Origin of the sequence: Micromonospora sp. NPDC049374, from assembly GCF_040677165.1 — a bacterium.
In the GTDB taxonomy this organism is placed as follows: Bacteria; Actinomycetota; Actinomycetes; order Mycobacteriales; family Micromonosporaceae; genus Micromonospora.
Genome location: NZ_JBFAQH010000012.1, coordinates 85,871 through 105,599, shown reverse-complemented (window position 1 = coordinate 105,599; position 19,729 = coordinate 85,871). Strand labels below are relative to the sequence as shown.

Here is a 19,729-nt window from a genome sequence, read left to right as displayed (position 1 = left end):
GCGACGGTAGGGGCGCGGGGCGTAGCCGAGGTGAACTCCGGGTGGCTTCCGGGTGGACTCGTCCGGTGTGTGATCCTGTCGAGGAGATGAGCGAACCGACCGAGTCCCGTAGCCAGCGTGCGGCCCGCCGCGCCGGAGAGTTTCCACCCGCACCCGAGCCGCTGCCCCGACCGGTGCTGGACAGCCACACCCACCTCGACATCACCGTCAACGAGGCCGGGATACCCGGTGGTGGCGACGCCGCCGACCCGGTCGCGGCGGCCATCGACGTCGCCGCCGCCGTGGGGGTGGACCGGCTGGTGCAGGTCGGTGTGGACGTCGCCTCCTCCCGTTGGGGCGCCGAGGTGGCCGGCAGATACCCGGCGGTACTGGCCACGGTGGCGCTGCACCCCAACGAGGCGCCCCGGCTGGCCGACCTCGACGGCGCCCTGCGCGAGATCGAGGCGCTGGCCGGTCAGGAGCGGGTCCGCGGTGTCGGTGAGACCGGAATGGACCGCTACCGCACCGGTGACGAGGGCCGCGCCGCGCAGGAGGAGAGCTTCCGGGCGCACATCGCCATCGCCAAGCGGTACGGCCGGACGCTGGTGATCCACGACCGGGACGCGCATGCCGACGTGCTGCGCATCCTCGACGACGAGGGCGCACCGGACACGGTGGTGATGCACTGCTTCTCCGGCGACGCCGAGTTCGCCGCCGAGTGCGTCCGCCGGGGCTACCTGCTCAGCTTCGCCGGCACGGTCACCTTCGCCAGTGCCGGGGCGCTGCGGGAGGCTGCCGCGCTGACCCCGCTGGACCAGATCCTGGTGGAGACCGACGCGCCGTACCTCACCCCCGTCCCGCACCGTGGCCGGCCCAACGCCTCGTACCTGATCCCGCTGACCGTCCGGGCGCTGGCCGTTGCCACCGGCGCCGACCTCGACGAACTCTGCGCCGCCATCTCGGCCACCGGGGAACGGGCCTTCGGTCCCTGGCACCCGGCTGGCATCGGCGGCTGACCCGTACGCTGTCGGGTTATGGCCGCAGACCTGCTCGGCCCGGCGGAGATCCGGGACCTCGCCGCCCGGCTCGGCGTCGCACCCACCAAGAAGCTCGGCCAGAACTTCGTGCACGACCCCAACACCGTCCGCCGGATCGTCGCCACCGCCGGGCTCGCCCCCGACGACGTGGCGTTGGAGGTCGGCCCCGGGTTGGGTTCACTCACCCTCGCCCTGCTGCCCGCCGCCACCCACGTGCACGCCGTCGAGATCGACGCCACGCTGGCCGGTGCGCTCGCCGGCACCGCAGCCCGGCACGCCGGCCCGTCCGCCGAACGGCTCAGCGTGCACCACGCCGACGCCCTGCGGGTCACCGCCGCCGACCTGGCCGACCCGGCGCCCACCGCGTTGGTGGCGAACCTGCCCTACAACGTCGCCGTACCCGTGGTGCTGCACCTGCTCGCCGAGCTGCCCAGCCTCCGGCATGGCCTGGTGATGGTGCAGAAGGAGGTCGCCGACCGGCTCGTCGCCGGTCCCGGCTCCAAGGTGTACGGCATACCGTCGGTCAAGCTCGCCTGGTACGCCCACGCCCGTGCCGCCGGGAAGGTGCCGCCGAACGTGTTCTGGCCGGTGCCCAACGTCGACTCCGGTCTGGTCGCCTTCACCCGCCGCGAGCCGCCCCGCACCGACGTTCCCCGGGAGCAGGTCTTCTCGGTGGTGGACGCCGCCTTCGCGCAGCGACGCAAGACCCTGCGCGCCGCCCTGGCCGGCTGGGCCGGCGGCGCCGACCGGGCCGCCGCCGCGCTCATCGCGGCCGGCGTCGACCCCGGAGCACGTGGCGAGTCACTCACCGTCGAGCAGTTCGCCGCCGTGGCCGCGTCGGCCCCGAGCCGTACCCCGGCAGCCCAGTAGGCTGAGCCCGTGCCCGCCGACGAGAAGCCCGCCGACTACGCCGACGCCGGGATTCCGCATTACTGGCGGATCGAGCAGAATCCCGTGCACGTGTACGCGTACGACCTTGTCGACGGCCGCTACGAGCTGGTCGCCGACTCCGCCGAGGAGCTGATCGTGACCAAGCCGTTCGACGTGCGGTTGCCCATCCGGGACATCACCCCGTGACCGAGGCCTGGCGTCCGGAGGATGACGAGCCGCGCGGGGCGACCGGTCCGGTCCGGGTACGGGTGCCCGCCAAGGTCAACCTGCATCTGGGGGTCGGCCCGCTGCGCCGGGACGGCTACCACGAGCTGAACACCGTCTACCACGCGATCTCGATCTACGACGAGCTGACCGCCCGACGCGGCGACACGCTGACGCTCACCATGGAGGGCGAGGGCACCGGAGAACTCGCCCTCGACGACTCCAACCTGATCATCCGGGCGGCGCACGCCCTCGCCGGATACGCCGGCGTGATGCCGCATGCCCGGCTGCACCTGCGCAAGCAGATCCCGCTGGCCGGTGGGCTCGCCGGCGGTAGCGCCGACGCCGCCGCCGCCCTGGTCGCCTGCGACGCCCTGTGGGGCACCGGCCTGTCCCGTGACGAGTTGGCGAGCATCGCCGCCGACCTCGGCTCGGACGTGCCCTTCCTGATCCACGGCGGTACCGCGCTGGGCACCGGCCGGGGTGAGGCGGTCAGCCCGGTGCTGGCCCGACCCACCTCCTGGCACTGGGTGGTCGCCATCGCCGACGGCGGCCTGTCCACCCCACAGGCGTACCGGGAACTCGACCGGCTCCGCGAGACAGGTGCCGCCGGTCCGCCGCTGGGCAGCACCGACGGCCTGCTCGCCGCACTGCGGCAGCGCGACCCCCGGGTGCTCGCACCGACCCTCGGCAACGACCTCCAGGACGCCGCCCTGGCCATGCGACCGTCGCTGGCGAACACCCTGAAGGCCGGCGAGGCGGCCGGGGCGCTGGCCGGCATCGTCTCCGGCTCGGGACCCACCTGCGTGTTCCTCACCGCCGACGCCGCCGACGCCGAACGCGTCGCCGCCGAACTGGAGGCCGCCGGGGTGTGCCGACAGGCCCGCGTCGCCCACGGCCCGGTACACGGCGCCCGCGTCAGCTGACGCCGACGGACCGCCCTCGGGCGCCGGAGGGTGGGGATGCTCCGCGTACCCTGGAACGACAGGCGTCCCCAGGTGCCAGCCGGCACCGGGACGCCTTGATCATGAAAGGTGGGTACGTGGCCAACATCGTCAACCTGGACCGGGTGTCCAAGGGCTACGGCGCGGCCGGGCCACTGCTCACCGATGTCTCGCTCGGCCTGGAGGACGCCGATCGGATCGGCGTCGTCGGGCTCAATGGCGCCGGCAAGTCCACCCTGCTACGGATGCTGACCCGCACCGAGCAGCCCGACGACGGCCGAGTCACCCACCGCCGCGACCTGCGCGTCGCCTGGCTGCCACAGAATCTCACCCTCAGCCCCGAGGCCACCGTCCGGGACGTCGTCCTCGGCACCGAGTGGCTCGCCGAGAGCATGGGCGCGGAGCACGAATGGGCCGGCGACGCCGGCGTACGCGCCATCCTCGACGGGCTCGGCATGCCGCACCTGGGCCTCGACGCCCCGGTCGGGCCGATGTCCGGTGGCGAGCGCCGGAGGGTGGCACTGGCCGCGCTGCTGGTCCGCGAAGCCGACCTGCTCATCCTCGACGAGCCCACCAACCACCTCGACGTCAGTGGCGTCGACTGGCTGGCCCGGCACCTGCTCAGCCGCAAGGGTGCCCTGGTCGTGGTCACCCACGACCGCTGGTTCCTCGACGCCGTCTGCACCACCACCTGGGAAGTCGCCGACCAGACCGTCCACGCCTACGAGGGTGGCTACGCCGCCTGGATCCTCGCCCGCGCCGAGCGGGAACGAATCGCCGCCGCCACCGAGGCCCGCCGGCAGAACCTGCTCCGCAAGGAAATCGCCTGGCTGCGCCGTGGCCCCCCGGCCCGCACCTCGAAGCCGAAGTTCCGCATCGACGCTGCCAACGCCCTCATCGCCGACGTGCCGCCGCCGCGCGACGCCATGTCGCTGCAACGGCTCGCCACCGCCCGGCTCGGCAAGCAGGTGTACGACCTGGAGCACGTCCGGCTGCACGCCGGTCCCAAGACCATCCTCGACGACGCCACCTGGCAGGTCGGCCCCGGCGACCGGGTCGCCATCCTCGGCGCCAACGGCGCGGGCAAGACCACCCTGCTACGGATGCTGGCCGGCGTCACCCGCCCCGACAGCGGGCGGCTGGTCACCGGCAGCACCGTACGGCCCGCCTTCCTCTCCCAGGAACTCGCCGAACTGCCCAGCGACCTGCGTGTCCTCGAAGCCGTCGAGGAGGTCGCCCGGCGGGTCCGCCTCGGCGATCGGGAGATCTCCGCCGCCCAGCTCGCCGAGGTGTTCGGCTTCGACGACCGGCGCCTCTGGACCCCGGTCGGCGACCTCTCCGGCGGCGAGCGGCGTCGGCTCCAGATGCTGCGACTGCTGGCCGGCGAACCGAACGTGCTGCTGCTCGACGAACCCACAAACGACCTCGACACCGACACCCTCGCCGCGTTGGAGGACCTGCTCGACTCCTGGCCCGGCACGATCGTGGTGGCCAGCCACGACCGCTACCTCATCGAGCGGGTGACCGACTCGGCGTACGGCATGTTCGGCGACGGCCGGCTGGTGCACCTGCCCGGCGGTGTCGACGAATACCTCGCCCGGGTCAACGACCGACCGGGGCTCGACCGTACCCCGGCACCCGCGGCACCGACCAGCGTCCCGGCCTCCGGCGGGATGAGCGCCGCCGAGGCCCGGCAGGCCCGCAAGGAACTGTCCCGGCTCGAACGGCAGGTCGGCAAGCTGGAACAGAAGGAAGCCGCGCTGCTGGACCAGCTCGCCGCGAACGCCACCGACTACACCAGGGTGGCCGAGCTGGACGCCCAGCTAACCCAGGTACGCGGCGAGCGGGAGGAGGCCGAGCAGGCCTGGCTCACCCTGGCCGACGAGATCCCCGCGAGCTGACCCGCCCACCCCCGACCGGCACGCCACCCGGCGTGGCGTGCCGGGACCCCGTGTGCGGCGTCACACAACCGGATGCGGGAGAATCGCCGTCGACCCTCAACCAACGGCGTTGGAGACACAGACATGGCCCACACCCCCGTCAACCACCCCGCGCGGCCGATCTACCGGGCGATCGGCGGGCTGATCGGTCTGTACCTGGTGGCCTTCGGTGTGATCGGCCTCCTGACCAGCACCGGCGAGCCCTTCTTCGGCCAGGGCGACACCCAGGCCCTGGGGCAGGGCACCAACCTCGGCTTCTCCCTGTTCAACATCGTGGTCGGCGCGATCGTGCTGGCCGGCACCGCCATCGGGCGCAACCTCGACGTGCTGATCAACCAGTGGTCGGCGTACCTGATCATGGCGGTCAGCCTGGCGGGCCTCGCCTTCATCCGGACCGAGGCCAACATCTTCAACCTGAGCGTCGCCACGGTGATCGTCCAGATGCTGCTCAGCCTGGTGCTGCTGATGGCCGGAATGTACGGCAAGGTCGGCAGCGACGACGAGCACGAGGCGTGGCAGAAGGCTCGGCTCGTGCTCTGAGGTTTTGCTTTCTGGTTCCGGTTTGGGGTTTTCGCCGGAGCCCGACCCGCTCCGGGCGGTCAGGCTTGATCCCTGCGCGGGTCGGGCTCCGGCGAAAACCTGTCGGGGTTGCGCATCCGTCCGGAGCGCCCGGCCGGAAGCGGGGGATCTTGGCGTTTGGGGGGCGTGGGCTGCGTGGTTGCGGGACAATGTCGTTGTTGTCCCGCTTTGCGTGGAGGAGTCGATGCCGCATTTTCCGGTCAACCATCCGGCGCGGCCGTTCTACCGGGCGCTGTCCGGTCTGGTCGGGCTCTACATCCTGATCTTCGGCGTCTGGGGGACTGCGCTCACCTGGGGCGATCCGCTGTTCGGCCGGAACGGCGACTGGGCTCTCGGCCTCCGCACCAACCTGGCCTTCTCGCTGGCCTCCGTCGCCTTCGGCATCGTGCTCATCATCGGGGCGTCCCAGCGAACCAACCTGGGCCACTACATGAACCTCACCGCCGGAGCCGTCTTCCTGGTCACCAGCATCCTGATGATGTCGGTGCTCCAGACCGACGCCAACTTCCTGAACTTCTCCATGTCGACGGTGGTCGTCTCGATGCTCTTCGGGCTGATCCTGCTCGGCACCGGCCTCTACGACAAGGTCGGCCCGCATGAGGACGCCGAGGCCGAGCGGAGCCGCCGGAACCACCCGGTCGCCGAGATCCACCGCCGCTGAGCGTGTTCGAGGAGGATCGCCGGCGGGTCAGCGACCGCCTGCGGTGATCAGACCCGGCTTGGCCTCCAGATGCGACAACCCGTTCCAGGAGAGATTGACCAGGTGCGCGGCCACCGTCTCCTTGCGCGGCTTCCGCACCTCCAACCACCACCGGCCGGTCAACGCGACCATGCCCACCAGCGCCTGCGCGTACAACTCCGCCAGCTTCGGGTCGTAGCCGCGACTGGAGAACTCCGCGCCGAGAATGTGCTCCACCTGGTGCGCCACGTCGTTCATCACGCTGCTGAAGTTGCCGGTCGCCGAGAGCACCGGCGACTCCCGTACCAGCACCCGGAACCCGCTGGTCTCCTCCTCGATGTAACCGAGCAGGGCCAGCGCGGCCTGCTCCAGCAACTCCCGCGGATGACCTGCCGTCAGCGCCGTGGTGATCCGGTCCAGCAGGGACCGGACCTCCCGGTCCACCACCACCGCGTAGAGCCCTTCCTTGCCGCCGAAGTGTTCGTAGACCACCGGCTTGGAAACCTTCGCACGCGACGCCACCTCCTCGATGGAGGTGGCGTCGAAGCCGCGCTCGGCGAAGATCTGCCGGCCAATCGAGATCAACTGCTCGCGACGCTGAGCGGCGGACATGCGTACCCGGGACGTCGGCTTGACTGCGGCGGCGGGCACCGCCCGCCGCCGCTTGCCGCCCTCCACGTGGGGAGTCTCGGCCATCTCGTCACCTCGCTGGCGCTCAGTGACGCCCTGTCGTGGGATGCTGCCTGTTTTCCGCCCGGTCACCCGAACATACTGCCAGGTAACTTGCGGGTTGGCCGCCCGGTTACCGCTGGGCCGCCGGCTTGGCCAGCTTCGCCGCGATCCGTTCCGGCTTCGGCCAGCGCACGTCCCACGCCGCGCCGACCTTCTCGAACAGCCAGATCACCCGGGCCGAGATATCGATCTGCCCCCGCAGGACACCGTGCCGGGCGCTCGTCGGATCGGCATGGTGCAGGTTGTGCCAGCTCTCCCCGAAGGACACCAGCGCCAGGGGCCAGAAGTTCGCCGCCCGGTCGCCGTGGCGCATCATGAACGGCCGCTCCCCGTACACGTGGCACACCGAGTTGATCGACCAGGTGACGTGGTGCAGCAACGAGATGCGGACCAGGCCGGCCCAGAACAGCGCGGTCAACGCCCCCTGCCAGGACCACGTCAACAGCCAGCCCATCGCCGCCGGCCCGAGCACCGAGACGATCACCAGCACCGGAAAGAACCGGTCCATCCGCCGGATGTCCCGGTCGGCCACCAGATCCGGCGCGAAGCGCTCCCGGTTGGACAACTCCCGGCCGAACAGCCAGCCCATGTGCGCGTGGAACAGGCCCTTGATCAGACCCCGCACGGTGGTGCCGAACCGCCACGGCGAGTGCGGGTCCCCCTCCAGGTCCGAGAAGGCGTGGTGCCGCCGGTGGTCGGCGACCCACTGGATGATCTCGCCCTGCACGGCGAGTGAGCCCGAGGCGGCCATCGCGATGCGCAGCCACCGCTTCGCCTTGAACGAGCCGTGGGTGAAGTAGCGGTGGTAGCCGACCGTGATGCCCAGGCCCGACACCACGTACCAGAAGGCCGCGATGCCCACGTCGACCCAGCTGAGCCAGCCACCCCAGGCCACCGGCACGGCGGCGATCAGCGCCGCGAACGGGATCACCACGAAGGACCACAGCGCGATCAGAATGCCGCGTGACTGGGTGCCCTGGGTGAGGGGCTTGGGGCTGGTCGGTTGCGGGTCGAGAACGGCGGCGGACATGGCACCTCGCAGGGGTCGATCGGTCTGCAATCTACGCCTACGTCACCGTAACTTAAGGGCTCGGAAGATCGCATCAGACAGCGGCGCGAATGGATGCCTGACGTGTCGCACGCTCGTCCTAACCTGCACCACATGACTGGTATCGACGCCACCGAAGTGCGCCGACTGCGTACCGAGGAGCAGCTCTCGGTCCGGGAGATCCGGGCCCGCACGGGCCTCGGCCGCAACCGGATCTACGAGATGCTGCGGGGCGTCCCCGCGCCGGACCGGGTCCGACGCCCCAGGGCAAAGGACGACCTGCGTGCGGAGGCGGTGGCGCTGGTGATCTGCTCATCCTCGGTGCGGCGATCTACTGGTGCGAGGGCACCAAATCGAAGCCGTGGCGTCGCGATGACCATCTTCAGTTCGTCAACAGCGATCCGGGCCTGCACGCCCTTTTCCTGCGTTTCCTCGAAGTCTGCGGGGTCGACCGCGCCGTGCCGACCTACCGGGTGAGCATCCACGAGACTGCCGATCCGGACGTGGCGGCCGAGTGGTGGGCGGCCGAGCTCGGCGTACCACGCGAGCGCTTCCGCCGGGCGAACCTGAAGAAGCACAACCCCGCCACCGTCCGTCGAAACGCCGGTGACGAGTATCGAGGCTGTCTCGTGATCAATGTGCCGCGGAGCCGCGAGCTCTACTGGCGAATAGAAGGTATGATCGCCGAGCTGTTCCGGTCCGTGGCTGAACGCGCTCCTATGGTTTGACGCGGCCTGTCGGCTTGACATGTATATGGGGTGTGGGGTAACGGCAACCCGCAGGCCTTTGGAGCCTTGAGCTCCTGGTTCGAATCCAGGCACCCCAGCAAGCACCAGTGACTGCCGATCCTCGTGCCCCTGCCGAACAGGCCGGATTGTCTGGTTAGCATGGCCGCGAGACTGTCCGCGTTCCGACGGGAGCCACGTCGTGCCCGAGCCCCACACCCGTACCGTCGTCGTACTCGCCGCCGGTGAGGGCAAGCGGATGAAGTCCTCGTTGCCCAAGGTCCTGCACCCGCTGCTCGGCCGGACGCTGGTGGGCCACGTCCTCAACGCGGCCGAGCCGCTGGCTGCCGCGCGGACCCTGGTGGTGGTGGGGCACGGCGCCGATCAGGTCCGCGCCCACCTCGTCGGGATCGCCCCCGAGGCCACCGCGGTTCACCAGGCGGAACAGCTCGGCACCGGGCACGCGGTGCGGATCGCGCTGGAGGCCGCCCCGGAGGTCACCGGCACGGTGGTGGTGCTCAACGGCGATGTGCCCTTGCTGCGACCCGAGACGGTCGGCGAGCTGGTGACGGCCCACGAGAGCGAGGGCGCCGCGGCGACCGTGCTCGCGGCGGAGGTGCCGGACCCGGCCGGGCTTGGACGCATCGTGCGGGACGGGACGGGCCGGCTGGAACAGATCGTCGAGCAGCGTGACGCGACACCCGCGCAGCTGGCGGTTCGGGAGATCAACGCCGGGATCTACGCGTTCGACGCGGCCCGGCTGCGGGACGTGCTCGGCAAGCTGTCGACCGACAACGACCAGGGCGAGGAGTACCTCACCGACGTCTTCAAGATGTTGGTCTCCGCCGGCGAGCCGGTGGGGGTGCACCTGGCGGCCGACCACACCGAGACGCTCGGTTGCAACGACCGGGTGGAGCTGGCGGCGTTGCGCCGGCTGTTGCGTGACCGGGTCAACGAGCGGTGGATGCGGGCCGGCGTCAGTCTGCTCGACCCCGAGACCACCTGGATCGACGTGACGGTGGCCCTGGACCGCGACGCGGTGGTGGATCAGAACACCCAGCTACGTGGCGGTTCGGTGGTCGGCAGCGGCGCGGTGGTCGGGCCGGACGTGACGTTGATCGACACGGTGGTGGGGCCCGGCGCCACGGTGCTGCGCAGCCACGCGGTCGGTGCCGAGGTGGGTCCGGGTGCCAGCGTCGGGCCGTACGCGTACCTGCGGCCGGACGCGCGGCTGGCTGAGCGGTCGAAGGTCGGCACGTTCGTCGAGGTGAAGAACTCCGAGCTGGGTGCCGGTGCCAAGGTGCCGCACCTGTCGTACGTGGGCGACGCGACGATCGGAGCGAGGGCGAACATCGGCGCGGCGACGATCTTCGTGAACTACGACGGGGTGAACAAGCACCGCACCGTGGTCGGCGAGGCGGCGTTCGTGGGCTGTGACACGAGCCTCATCGCACCTGTCGAGGTGGGTGCCGGGGCGTACGTGGCGGCGGGTAGCGCGATCAGCAAGGACGTGCCGCCGGGGGCCCTGGGGTTGACCCGGGCACCGCAGCGCAGCGTGGAGGGCTGGGTGGCGCGCAAGCGTGCCGGTACGGCTTCCGCGGAGGCGGCGGAGCGTGCCCTTCGGGGTACGCAGGGTGCTCCGGCTGCGACGTCGTCCGCAAGCGAAGGTGAGGCAATCCACGGCACCGCCGAGTCGGTGGGCGGTACGCCCGGGCCGGGAGATACTGCAACCGAATAGTCCCCGGCCGACCACCACCGCAGGCCGGGTACCGCCGACCGAATACGGGAGCAGACGGGCCCATGGGCAGCATCGTCGCCGAAAACCGCAAGAGCCTGATGCTCTTCTCCGGACGTGGTTTTCCAGAGTTGGCCAAGGAGATCGGTGAGGTGCTCGGCGTCGCGCCGACGCCGGCCGACGCGTACGAGTTCGCCAACGGCGAGATTTTCGTACGGTTCAAGGACTCGGTACGTGGTTCGGACGCCTTCGTGGTGCAGTCGGTCACGCACGGGGTGAACACGTGGGTCATGGAGACCCTGATCATGGTCGACGCGCTGAAGCGTGGTTCGGCCAAGCGGATCACGGTCGTCCTGCCGTTCTATCCGTACTCCCGGCAGGACAAGAAGCACCGTGGCCGGGAGCCGATCTCGGCGCGGCTGGTCGCCGACCTGCTGAAGACCGCCGGGGCGAACCGGATCCTCACCGTGGACCTGCACACCGCGCAGATCCAGGGTTTCTTCGACGGCCCGGTCGACCACCTCTTCGCGATGGACATCCTGGCCGAGTACGTGGAGCGCAAGTACGCGGGCCGGCCGATGACCGTGGTCGCGCCGGACTCGGGCCGGGTGCGGGTGGCCGAGCGGTGGACGGACCGGCTGGGTGGTTGCCCGCTGGCGTTCATTCACAAGACCCGGGATCCGATGAAGCCGAACCAGGTGGTGGCGAACCGGGTGGTCGGTGAGGTCGAGGGTCGGGTCTGCCTGATCGTCGACGACATGATCGACACGGGCGGCACGATCTGCCGGGCGGCGGACATTTTGAAGGAGTCGGGGGCGGCGGACGTGATCGTGGCGTCCACCCACGCGCTGCTGTCCGATCCCGCGACGGAGCGGTTGAAGAACAGCCCGATCAGCGAGGTCGTGGTGACCAACACGCTCCCGTTGCCGCCGGAGAAGCAGCTCGACAAGCTCACCGTGCTGTCGATCGCGCCGCTGCTGGCGCGGGCGATCCGCGAGGTCTTCGACGACGGTTCGGTGACCACTCTCTTCGGCGGGCTGAGCTGAGCGCGGTTCGTCGCTGAGACGTCGGGTCGGTGCCGGGCGGGTACGGGGACTGCCGGAAACCCGGGAAACCGCTCGGGTAGACTGGTGCGGTTGCCACGGCGAGGGTGCCCTGCGGGCCGCTGAGAAGCGCCGCACGGAGGCACCGTGATCGACGCGGTGCTCCGGGCAGTCTTCTGACGCATGAGCCCCTGCGAGCCCCCCGCCCAGCACCGCCAGACGACAAGCTGCCGCAGCGAAGCATCAGGAGTTTCCCCGTGTCCGAGGTAAAGATCAGCGCCGAGCCCCGCACCGAGTTCGGCAAGGGTGGTGCCCGCCGTACCCGCCGGGCCGGCAAGGTGCCCGCCGTGCTGTACGGCCATGGCGAGAAGCCCAAGCACATCGCGCTGCCGGCCCGTGAGTTCGCGGCGGCCATCCGTAACGGTGGCGCCAACCAGCTCCTCGCGCTCGACATCAGCGACGGCACCCAGGCGCTGGCGCTGCCCAAGGCGATCCAGCGGGACCCGATCAAGGACACCTTCGAGCACGTCGACCTGCTGCTGGTGCGTCGCGGCGAGAAGGTCACCGTGGACGTGCCGGTCCAGCTCACGGGTGAGGCCGCGCGTGACACGCTGATCGTGCACGACCACGACACCCTCTCGGTGACCGCCGACGCGACAAAGGTGCCGGATCACCTGGAGGCTTCGATCGAGGGCGCCGAGGCGGGTTCCCAGATCACCGCCGCTGACGTGTCGTTGCCGGCGGGTGTGGAGCTGGCCGTCGACCCGGAGATGCTGATCGCTTCGATCACCGCCGCGCCGACCGCCGAGCAGTTGGAGTCGACGCTGCCCGAGGTCGAGGAAGCCACCGAGGAGGCCGAGGCCGAGGTCGGCGAGGTCACCGAGGGTGCCGCCGAGACGCCGGCCGCCGAGGGCGAGGCGGACACCGAGGGCCGCACCGAGGCCTGACAGTTTCTCAGTTTGCGGCAGGCGTCCCCGGTTCTTCGGGGGCGCCTGTCGGCGTATAAGGATGATCGGCGGCGCGGGTGGTGGTTGACCGCGGTGCGAGCGGGAGGGGCGGGCGGTGACGGACGAGACCGGGCCGTGGCTGGTGATCGGCCTGGGTAACCCGGGCCGGGAGTACGCGGGCAACCGACACAACGTCGGGTTCATGGTCGCCGACCTGCTGGCCGGTCGGCTGGGTGGGAAGTTCGGCCGGCATCGGCGAGCGGTGGCGGAGGTCGCGGAGGGGCGACTGGAGTTGGGTGGGCCGAAGCTGGTGCTGGCCAAGCCGCTGACCTACATGAATCTGTCCGGTGGTCCGGTGGCCAGCCTGGCGCAGTTCTTCAAGGTGCCGCCGGGTCGTGTGATCGCGGTGCACGACGAGCTGGACATCGGTTACGGCCAGGTGCGGGTCAAGTGCGGCGGCGGTGAGGGCGGGCACAACGGCCTGCGGTCGATGTCGAAGTCGCTGGGCACGAAGGATTACGTGCGGGTGCGGTTCGGGATCGGTCGACCGCCGGGGCGGCAGGATCCGGCGGACTATGTGCTGTCGGATTTCGGCACGGCGGAGCGCAAGGAGTTGGACTTTCTGGTGGACCGGGCCGCGGACGTGGTGGAATCCGTGGTCAGCCGGGGTGTGGAGCCGACCCAGAACCTCTACCACGGGGTTTGACGCGGGTGCCGGGACCTCCGCCTCGGCTCCCGAAGGACCGCGACACACGCGCCAGAGGCGGACTGCGGCGGTCGGGTTCGCCAGTGGCCCGGTAGTGTGCGGGTTCGGCGGGGCGGGCCGGCCGCTCGGCGTACGCGGATCGTGGCGACGGGAGCGGAAGCATGAGCGGTCCACCGATGATCGACGGGGCGTTCGCGCGGTGGCTGGCGGATCGTGCCGGGCAGGCGCTGCTGGGCCTGCGGGCGGAGATGGGGTTCGCCGATGCCGGTGCGTTGAAGTCGGCGGGGGACAAGGTCTCCCACGACCTGATCCGTACCGAGTTGGCGAAGTGGCGCCCGGGTGACGCGGTGCTCTCCGAGGAGGACGAGGGTTCCCGGCTGGCGTGGGCGGCCGAGGTGAACGCCGGTGCCGTGTCGCGGTTGACCGCCGACCGGGTCTGGATCATCGACCCGCTGGACGGTACGCGGGAGTTCAGCGAGGAGGGGCGCGCGGACTGGGCGGTGCATGTGGCGCTCTGGGCCCGTAACGCGACCACCTCGCATGGTCTGGTCGCCGGTGCGGTCGGGCTGCCGGCGCAGCATCGGGTCCTGGGTACGGACCTGCCGCCGGCCTATCCACCGATGACGCCGGAGGCGGCGACGGCGGGCGGTGCGGTGCGGTTGGCCGCGAGTCGCAGTCGGCCGCCGGTGTTCCTGACCGATCTCGCTGAGGAGGTCGGGGCGCAGTTGGTGCCGATGGGCTCGGCCGGGGCGAAGATCGCCGCAGTGGTGACCGGTGAGGTGGACGCGTACATCCATGCCGGCGGGCAGTACGAGTGGGATTCGGCGGCGCCGGTCGCTGTGGCGACGGCCACCGGACTGCACGCTTCCCGGATCGATGGTTCTGCGCTGAAATACAACGAGGCGGATCCGCGCCTGCCGGACCTGCTGGTGTGCCGTAAGGATCTCGCCAGCCGGTTACTTGCGGCGTTGCAGCGGCATTGCGGGTAGCCTGTCGCTACTTCCTGACATCCCCGACCGGAAAGGTCTGGAAAGCGGATGACCGAGCGAATCGAGCCGGTGTCATGACCAGTGCTGCGTACCAGGTCACCCATCTCGACGCGCTGGAGGCGGAGAGCATCTTCGTGATGCGCGAGGTGGTCGCCGAGTTGGAGCGGCCGGTGCTGCTCTTCTCCGGTGGCAAGGACTCGATCGTCATGCTCCGGCTGGCGCAGAAGGCGTTCGCCCCGGGTCACATTCCGTTCCCGGTGATGCATGTCGATACGGGTCACAACTTCCCGGAGGTGCTTGACTACCGCGACCGGCGGGTGGCCGAGCTGGGCCTGCAACTGGTGGTGGCCAGTGTGCCGGAGGCTCTGGCCAGCGGCCTGGTCCGGGAGCCCGCGGACGGGACGCGTAACCGGATCCAGACGCCGGTGCTGCTGGAGGCGGTGGAGAAGCATCGTTTCAACGCCCTCTTCGGCGGGGCCCGGCGGGACGAGGAGAAGGCCCGGGCGAAGGAACGGATGTTCAGCTTCCGTGACGAGTTCGGCCAGTGGGATCCGAAGAACCAGCGGCCGGAGCTGTGGGCGCTCTACAACGGTCGGCATCATTCGGGCGAGTCGATCCGGGTGTTCCCGCTGTCCAACTGGACCGAGTTGGACGTGTGGCACTACATCGCCCGCGAGCGGATCGAGTTGCCGTCGATCTACTACGCGCACGAGCGTGAGGTGGTCGAGCGCGACGGGATGCTGTACGCGGTGAACGAGTTCCTGCCGGCGCGGGCCGGTGAGGAGCGGTTCAAGGCTCGGGTGCGGTACCGCACGGTGGGCGACGCCTCCTGCACGGCGGCGGTGCGCTCCGACGCGGACACGGTCGAGAAGGTCATCGAGGAGGTCGCCGCGACCCGGATCACCGAGCGTGGTGCGACCCGGGGTGACGACCGGGTCAGCGAAGCCGCGATGGAGGACCGCAAGCGGGAGGGCTACTTCTGATGAGCACCGAGACTCTGGACGCCGCTCCCGTGGCCGAGGGCCGGCCGATGGACCTGTTGCGTTTCGCCACGGCCGGGAGTGTGGACGACGGCAAGTCGACCCTGATCGGTCGGCTGCTCTATGACACGAAGTCGCTGTTCACCGACCAGTTGGCGGCGGTCGAGGCGGTCAGCGCGGCCCGGGGTGACGAGTACACCAACCTGGCGCTGCTCACCGACGGGCTGCGGGCGGAGCGGGAGCAGGGCATCACGATCGACGTGGCGTACCGCTACTTCGCCACGCCCCGACGCAAGTTCATCATCGCCGACACCCCCGGGCACATCCAGTACACCCGGAACATGGTCACCGGGGCCTCCACCGCCGACCTGGCGCTGATCCTGGTGGACGCCCGCAAGGGTCTGGTCGAGCAGTCCCGCCGGCATGCCTTCCTCTGCTCGCTGTTGCGGGTGCCGCACCTGGTGCTCTGCGTGAACAAGATGGATCTGGTCGACTTCTCGCAGGAGGTCTTCGAGCGGATCGCCGACGAGTTCACCGCGTTCGCCGCGAAGCTGGACGCACCGGATCTGACGGTGGTGCCGATCTCCGCGTTGCGGGGTGACAACATCGTCACCCGTTCGGAGAACATGCCCTGGTACGAAGGCCCGGCGTTGCTGCACCACCTGGAGCGGGTGCACATCGCCAGCGACCGTAACCTGGTCGATGTCCGCTTCCCGGTGCAGTACGTGATCCGCCCTCAGTCGACCACGGTGACCGACTACCGGGGCTACGCCGGCCAGGTGGCCTCGGGGGTGCTCAAGCCGGGTGACGAGGTGATGGTGCTGCCTTCGGGCTTCACCAGCCGGATCGCCGCGGTGGAGACCGCCGACGGGCCGGTCGCGGAGGCGTTCCCGCCGATGTCGGTGACGGTACGCCTGGAGAACGAGATCGACATCTCGCGTGGTGACATGATCTGCCGGCCGAACAACGCGCCGGCGGTGGCCCAGGACATCGAGGCGATGGTCTGCTGGATGGACGAGACCCGTCCGTTGCAGGTCGGCGGCAAGTACTCGATCAAGCACACGACCCGCGCGGCGCGGGCCATCGTCCGGGGCCTGCACTACCGTCTCGACATCAATTCGCTGCACCGTGACGAGTCGGCGAACGAGTTGCGGCTCAACGAGATCGGCCGGGTCCGCCTGCGGACCACCGTCCCGCTGCTGGCCGACGAGTACCGCCGCAACCGCACCACCGGCGGGTTCATCATCATCGACGAGGCCACCAACCGCACGGTCGGCGCCGGCATGATCGTCGAAACCCCCTGACCCACTTACCCGGAGCCCCCGGGAACCCTGGTTGAGGGTCAGTCCAGGCGGGTGGCGCCGGGGGCGGGGGTGGCGGGGGTGACGGTGGGGGTGGGGAAGGCGCGGTTGGCGTAGGCGGCGGTGACGGCGGTGCCGACGCGGTCGGACTGGTCCGCCTCGACCAGGGCCAGCACGCAGCCGCCGAAACCACCGCCGGTCATCCGGGCGCCGAGCGCCCCGGCGGCCAGCGCGGCCTCGACGGCGGTGTCCACCTCGGGGACGGTGATGGCGAAGTCGTCCCGCATGGAGGCGTGCGAGGCGGTGAGCAGCGGCCCGATCTGCCGGACCTGCCCGTCGCGGAGCAGCGCGACGGTGTCGAGTACCCGCTGGTCCTCGGTGACCACGTGGCGGACCCGGCGGCGGGTCTCGTCGTCGGGAAGCCGGGCGAGCGCGTCGTCGAGGCCGGTCGGCGGCACGTCACGCAGGGCGGGCACGTCGAGCAGTGCGGCCGCCTTCTCGCAGCTGGCTCGGCGGGCCGCGTACTCGCCGTCGGCGTGTCGGTGCGGGGCTCGACTGTCGATCACCAGGACCGCGAGGCCGGCGCCGTCGAGGTCGAACGGGATGTGTTCGACCCGCTCGGTGCGGCAGTCGAGGAAGAGGGCGTGGCCGGCGCGGCAGCGGATCACCGCCGACTGGTCCATGATGCCGGTGGGTGCGCCGACGTACTGGTTCTCGGCGCGCTGGGCCAGCCGGGGCTGCTGGTCGGCCGGCAGCTCCAGCCCGCCCAGGTCGACAAGTGCGGTGAGCACGGCGGCTTCCAGCGCGGCGGAGGAGGAGAGGCCGGCGCCGAGCGGCACGTCGGAGGCGACGGCCAGCCGGGCACCGGGTACGGGGTGCCCCGCCTCCCGCAGCGCCCACACCACCCCGGCCACGTACGCCGCCCAGCCGGTCACCCGGCCAGGGCGGGTCACCTCGTCGGTGCCGAAGCTGACCGTCTCGCCGGTCAGCTCGGAGCAGACCGTCCAGCTGCCGGTCGGCTGCGGCGTAGCCGCGACGACGGTACGCAGCGGGAGTGCGAACGGCAGCACGAACCCGTCGTTGTAGTCGGTGTGCTCACCGATCAGGTTGACCCGGCCGGGAGCCGCCCAGCGGCCGGCGGGCGCCTGGCCGTACGCGTGCTGAAAGCAGGTGGTGGCGCGGTCGGCCACCTCGTCGGGGTGGTTGGTCACGGGCGGTCCAGGACCTGCGCACGGTAGAAGGCCCAGGCGTCGGTGACCATGTCGTGCAGGGTGGGCTTGCGGGGTTCCCAGCCCAGTTCGGCGCGGGCCAGCGCGGAGGAGGCGACCAGTTCGGCCGGATCGCCTTCCCGGCGGGGCGCCACCTCGACCGGCACCGGGTGCCCGGTGACCTCGCGGACGACCTCGACCACCTGCCGGTTGGTGAAACCGTTGCCGTTGCCGAGGTTGTAGATGCGGTGTTGTCCGGCGGTGGCCGCGTCCAGGGCGAGCAGGTGAGCCCGGGCCAGGTCGGAGACGTGGATGTAGTCGCGGACGCAGGTGCCGTCGACGGTGGGGTAGTCGTCGCCGAAGAGTTGCAGCTTGTCCCGCCGGTCGGCGGCGACCTCCAGCGCGATCGGGATGAGGTGGGTCTCGGGCTCGTGCCGTTCGCCGAGGACGACGTCACCGTCGAGGTGGGCACCGGCGACGTTGAAGTAGCGCAACGAGACGGCGGCCAGGCCGTGCCCGATCGACTCGGAGGTGAGCGCCATGTCGACGGCGAGCTTCGTCGCCCCGTACGTGTTGGTGGGTGCCTTGACCGCGGTCTCCGGGATGGGCAGCTCGGTGGGATTGCCGTAGACGGCGGCGGTGGAGGAGAACACCAGCCGTGGTACGCCGGCGGCCCGCACCGCGTCGATCAGCGCCAGTGTGCCGACGGTGTTGTTGTGCCAGTACCGTTCGGGGGCGACCATCGACTCGCCGGCGGCGATCAGCGCGGCGAAGTGCAGTACCCCGTCGAAACCGGCCTGCGGGGTGAGCACCTTGGCGGCGTCGTGGATGCCGGCCTCGACGTGGGTGGCGTCGGGGGCGAGGGCCGCCCGGTGGCCGGTGCGCAGGTCGTCCAGCACGACCACCTCGTGCCCGGCGTCGAGCAGCAACCGGGTCACCACGCTGCCGATGAAGCCGGCCCCGCCGGTGACGAGCAGTTTCACGTCGGTTCCTCCCGCCTGGCCGGCACGGTCGCGGCCTTGGTGGTCACCATACGGCCTGGGCTGGCTACCATCACTCCTATGCGGGCCTCGCGTCGGCGCATATCCCGACGGCGTAGCCACGACCTGCACCGCCGTCAGCCGGGACCGGTGGGCCGAGCGGTCGCCCGGGTCGTGGTCCGGGCCGCCGACGGCGCCCTGCGGCTCGTCACCGACCTGCTCGGTGCCGGCCCGACCGCCGGCCGGGAACGGATCAGCGAGGCGGAGTTGCGGGACCTGGTCGCCGCCAACACGATTCTGGATCCGGTGGAGCGGCGCATCATCGACGACGTGCTGGTGGCCGGTGCGAGCCTGGTGCGCGAGGTGATGATGCCCCGCACGGAGGTGGTGTTCCTCTCCGCGGCGCTGACGATCGCCGAGGCGGAGCCACTGGTGCGGGCCGGCCCGCACACCCGTTACCCGGTGGTCGACGGCACCCATGACGACGTGGTCGGCGTGGTGCACCTGCGTGACCTGCTGTTCGGCCCGGACCGGGAACCGGGCACCACGGTCGGTCAGCTGGCCCGCGAGGTCAAGCGGCTGCCGGCCAGCAAACGGGTGCTCGCCGCGTTGACCGAGATGCGACGGGAGGGGCATCACCTGGCGGTGGTGGTCGACGAGTACGGCGGCACCGCCGGCATCGTCACCTGCGAGGATCTCATCGAGGAACTGGTCGGTGAGATCCATGACGAGTACGCGGACGTTCCCGAGCCCGCGTACACCGGGCTTCCGGCGGTGGTGGACGGTCGGCTCAACCTCGCCGACTTCGCCGAACGCACCGGTGTGCCCCTGCCGCCGGGACCGTACGAGACGGTGGGCGGCTTCGTGATGGCCGCGCTGGGGCGGCTACCGGCACCGGGTGACGAGATACCGGTCTCCGCCGAATCGGCGGGAGTGCCGGCCGGCGGCTGGCTGCTACGGGTGCTGACCCTGGAGGGTCGACGGGTGGCCCGGCTGGCGGTCACCGTCGCGCGCCTGCCCGAACAGCGGCGCGTGGTCTCGGCCGCCGCCCGGGCCCGACCCGCCGGCCCGTCATGACGTAC

General features: G+C 70.8%; 20 protein-coding genes and 1 tRNA gene. 16 read left to right on the top strand and 5 right to left on the bottom strand.

Translation table 11 applies throughout. The features are described from left to right. The first annotated feature begins 86 nt into the window (after window positions 1-86). The 7 genes from AB0J93_RS20370 to AB0J93_RS20340 all read left to right on the top strand — a co-directional run bounded on the left by AB0J93_RS20370 (window position 87) and on the right by AB0J93_RS20340 (window position 6,235). Window positions 87-995 carry a TatD family hydrolase gene (locus tag AB0J93_RS20370; protein WP_363923876.1) on the top strand — a complete coding sequence of 303 codons (909 nt, stop codon included), beginning with the start codon at window positions 87-89 and terminating at the stop codon, window positions 993-995. A gap of 18 nt (window positions 996-1,013) precedes the next feature. Then, window positions 1,014-1,886, top strand: coding sequence for a 16S rRNA (adenine(1518)-N(6)/adenine(1519)-N(6))-dimethyltransferase RsmA (gene rsmA / locus AB0J93_RS20365; RefSeq protein WP_363923875.1), 873 nt, complete (start codon window positions 1,014-1,016; stop codon window positions 1,884-1,886). 9 nt (window positions 1,887-1,895) lie between these two features. Continuing rightward, window positions 1,896-2,093 carry a Uma2 family endonuclease gene (locus AB0J93_RS20360; protein WP_363923874.1) on the top strand — a complete coding sequence of 66 codons (198 nt, stop codon included), beginning with the start codon at window positions 1,896-1,898 and terminating at the stop codon, window positions 2,091-2,093. After that, window positions 2,090-3,037, top strand: coding sequence for a 4-(cytidine 5'-diphospho)-2-C-methyl-D-erythritol kinase (locus AB0J93_RS20355; RefSeq protein ID WP_363923873.1), 948 nt, complete (start codon window positions 2,090-2,092; stop codon window positions 3,035-3,037). Before AB0J93_RS20360 ends, AB0J93_RS20355 begins: the two co-directional genes overlap by 4 nt. 116 nt (window positions 3,038-3,153) lie before the next feature. Next, the gene (locus tag AB0J93_RS20350; RefSeq protein WP_363923871.1) at window positions 3,154-4,956 is read left to right on the top strand and encodes an ABC-F family ATP-binding cassette domain-containing protein; all 1,803 of its coding nucleotides are present in this window, start codon (window positions 3,154-3,156) and stop codon (window positions 4,954-4,956) included. 123 nt (window positions 4,957-5,079) lie between these two features. Next, window positions 5,080-5,535, top strand: a complete 456-nt coding sequence (locus tag AB0J93_RS20345) for a DUF4383 domain-containing protein (RefSeq protein WP_363923870.1) — start codon at window positions 5,080-5,082, stop codon at window positions 5,533-5,535. Between the two features lie 223 nt (window positions 5,536-5,758). Beyond that, entirely contained in the window at window positions 5,759-6,235 is a 477-nt protein-coding gene (locus AB0J93_RS20340) for a DUF4383 domain-containing protein (protein ID WP_363923869.1), read from the top strand. A gap of 27 nt (window positions 6,236-6,262) precedes the next feature. Here AB0J93_RS20340 and AB0J93_RS20335 read toward each other — a convergent pair whose 3' ends face one another. From AB0J93_RS20335 to AB0J93_RS20325, 3 genes are all read right to left on the bottom strand, one after another. After that, window positions 6,263-6,949, bottom strand: coding sequence for a TetR/AcrR family transcriptional regulator (locus tag AB0J93_RS20335; protein ID WP_363923868.1), 687 nt, complete (start codon window positions 6,947-6,949; stop codon window positions 6,263-6,265). Window positions 6,950-7,055: 106 nt separating this feature from the next. Then, a complete protein-coding gene (locus AB0J93_RS20330) occupies window positions 7,056-8,015 on the bottom strand; it encodes an acyl-CoA desaturase (RefSeq protein WP_363923867.1) in 960 nt (319 codons plus the stop codon). 233 nt (window positions 8,016-8,248) lie between these two features. Next, window positions 8,249-8,782: a hypothetical protein gene (locus tag AB0J93_RS20325; RefSeq protein WP_363923866.1), complete on the bottom strand. Its 534-nt coding sequence runs from the start codon at window positions 8,780-8,782 to the stop codon at window positions 8,249-8,251. Between the two features lie 5 nt (window positions 8,783-8,787). On the opposite strand from AB0J93_RS20325, the gene AB0J93_RS20320 reads away from it, so the two are divergent. The 8 genes from AB0J93_RS20320 (at window position 8,788) to cysN (ending at window position 16,462) form a co-directional block, all read left to right on the top strand. After that, a tRNA-Gln gene (locus tag AB0J93_RS20320) sits at window positions 8,788-8,859 on the top strand. 101 nt (window positions 8,860-8,960) lie between these two features. After that, the gene (gene glmU, locus AB0J93_RS20315; protein WP_363923865.1) at window positions 8,961-10,496 is read left to right on the top strand and encodes a bifunctional UDP-N-acetylglucosamine diphosphorylase/glucosamine-1-phosphate N-acetyltransferase GlmU; all 1,536 of its coding nucleotides are present in this window, start codon (window positions 8,961-8,963) and stop codon (window positions 10,494-10,496) included. 62 nt (window positions 10,497-10,558) lie between these two features. Then, entirely contained in the window at window positions 10,559-11,539 is a 981-nt protein-coding gene (locus AB0J93_RS20310) for a ribose-phosphate diphosphokinase (protein WP_164446188.1), read from the top strand. Between the two features lie 254 nt (window positions 11,540-11,793). After that, on the top strand, window positions 11,794-12,483 hold the full coding sequence (locus tag AB0J93_RS20305; protein WP_363923864.1) for a 50S ribosomal protein L25/general stress protein Ctc: 690 nt from the start codon (window positions 11,794-11,796) through the stop codon (window positions 12,481-12,483). A gap of 115 nt (window positions 12,484-12,598) precedes the next feature. Beyond that, a complete protein-coding gene (gene pth / locus AB0J93_RS20300; protein WP_363923863.1) occupies window positions 12,599-13,189 on the top strand; it encodes an aminoacyl-tRNA hydrolase in 591 nt (196 codons plus the stop codon). Window positions 13,190-13,350: 161 nt separating this feature from the next. Further along, on the top strand, window positions 13,351-14,178 hold the full coding sequence (locus tag AB0J93_RS20295) for an inositol monophosphatase family protein (protein ID WP_363923862.1): 828 nt from the start codon (window positions 13,351-13,353) through the stop codon (window positions 14,176-14,178). Window positions 14,179-14,252: 74 nt separating this feature from the next. Then, window positions 14,253-15,161 carry a sulfate adenylyltransferase subunit CysD gene (gene cysD, locus AB0J93_RS20290; protein WP_363923861.1) on the top strand — a complete coding sequence of 303 codons (909 nt, stop codon included), beginning with the start codon at window positions 14,253-14,255 and terminating at the stop codon, window positions 15,159-15,161. Continuing rightward, window positions 15,161-16,462: a sulfate adenylyltransferase subunit CysN gene (cysN, locus tag AB0J93_RS20285; RefSeq protein ID WP_363923860.1), complete on the top strand. Its 1,302-nt coding sequence runs from the start codon at window positions 15,161-15,163 to the stop codon at window positions 16,460-16,462. Before cysD ends, cysN begins: the two co-directional genes overlap by 1 nt. Before the next feature lie 38 nt (window positions 16,463-16,500). Here the strand turns inward: cysN and galK are convergent, their stop codons facing one another. Together galK and galE are read right to left on the bottom strand one after the other, a co-directional pair. Beyond that, window positions 16,501-17,670 carry a galactokinase gene (gene galK, locus AB0J93_RS20280; protein ID WP_363923859.1) on the bottom strand — a complete coding sequence of 390 codons (1,170 nt, stop codon included), beginning with the start codon at window positions 17,668-17,670 and terminating at the stop codon, window positions 16,501-16,503. Then, window positions 17,667-18,650: a UDP-glucose 4-epimerase GalE gene (galE, locus tag AB0J93_RS20275; RefSeq protein WP_363923857.1), complete on the bottom strand. Its 984-nt coding sequence runs from the start codon at window positions 18,648-18,650 to the stop codon at window positions 17,667-17,669. Before galE ends, galK begins: the two co-directional genes overlap by 4 nt. A gap of 78 nt (window positions 18,651-18,728) precedes the next feature. Here galE and AB0J93_RS20270 point away from each other — a divergent pair, with 78 nt between their 5' ends. After that, entirely contained in the window at window positions 18,729-19,724 is a 996-nt protein-coding gene (locus tag AB0J93_RS20270) for a hemolysin family protein (protein WP_363923856.1), read from the top strand. Window positions 19,725-19,729: the final 5 nt, after the last annotated feature.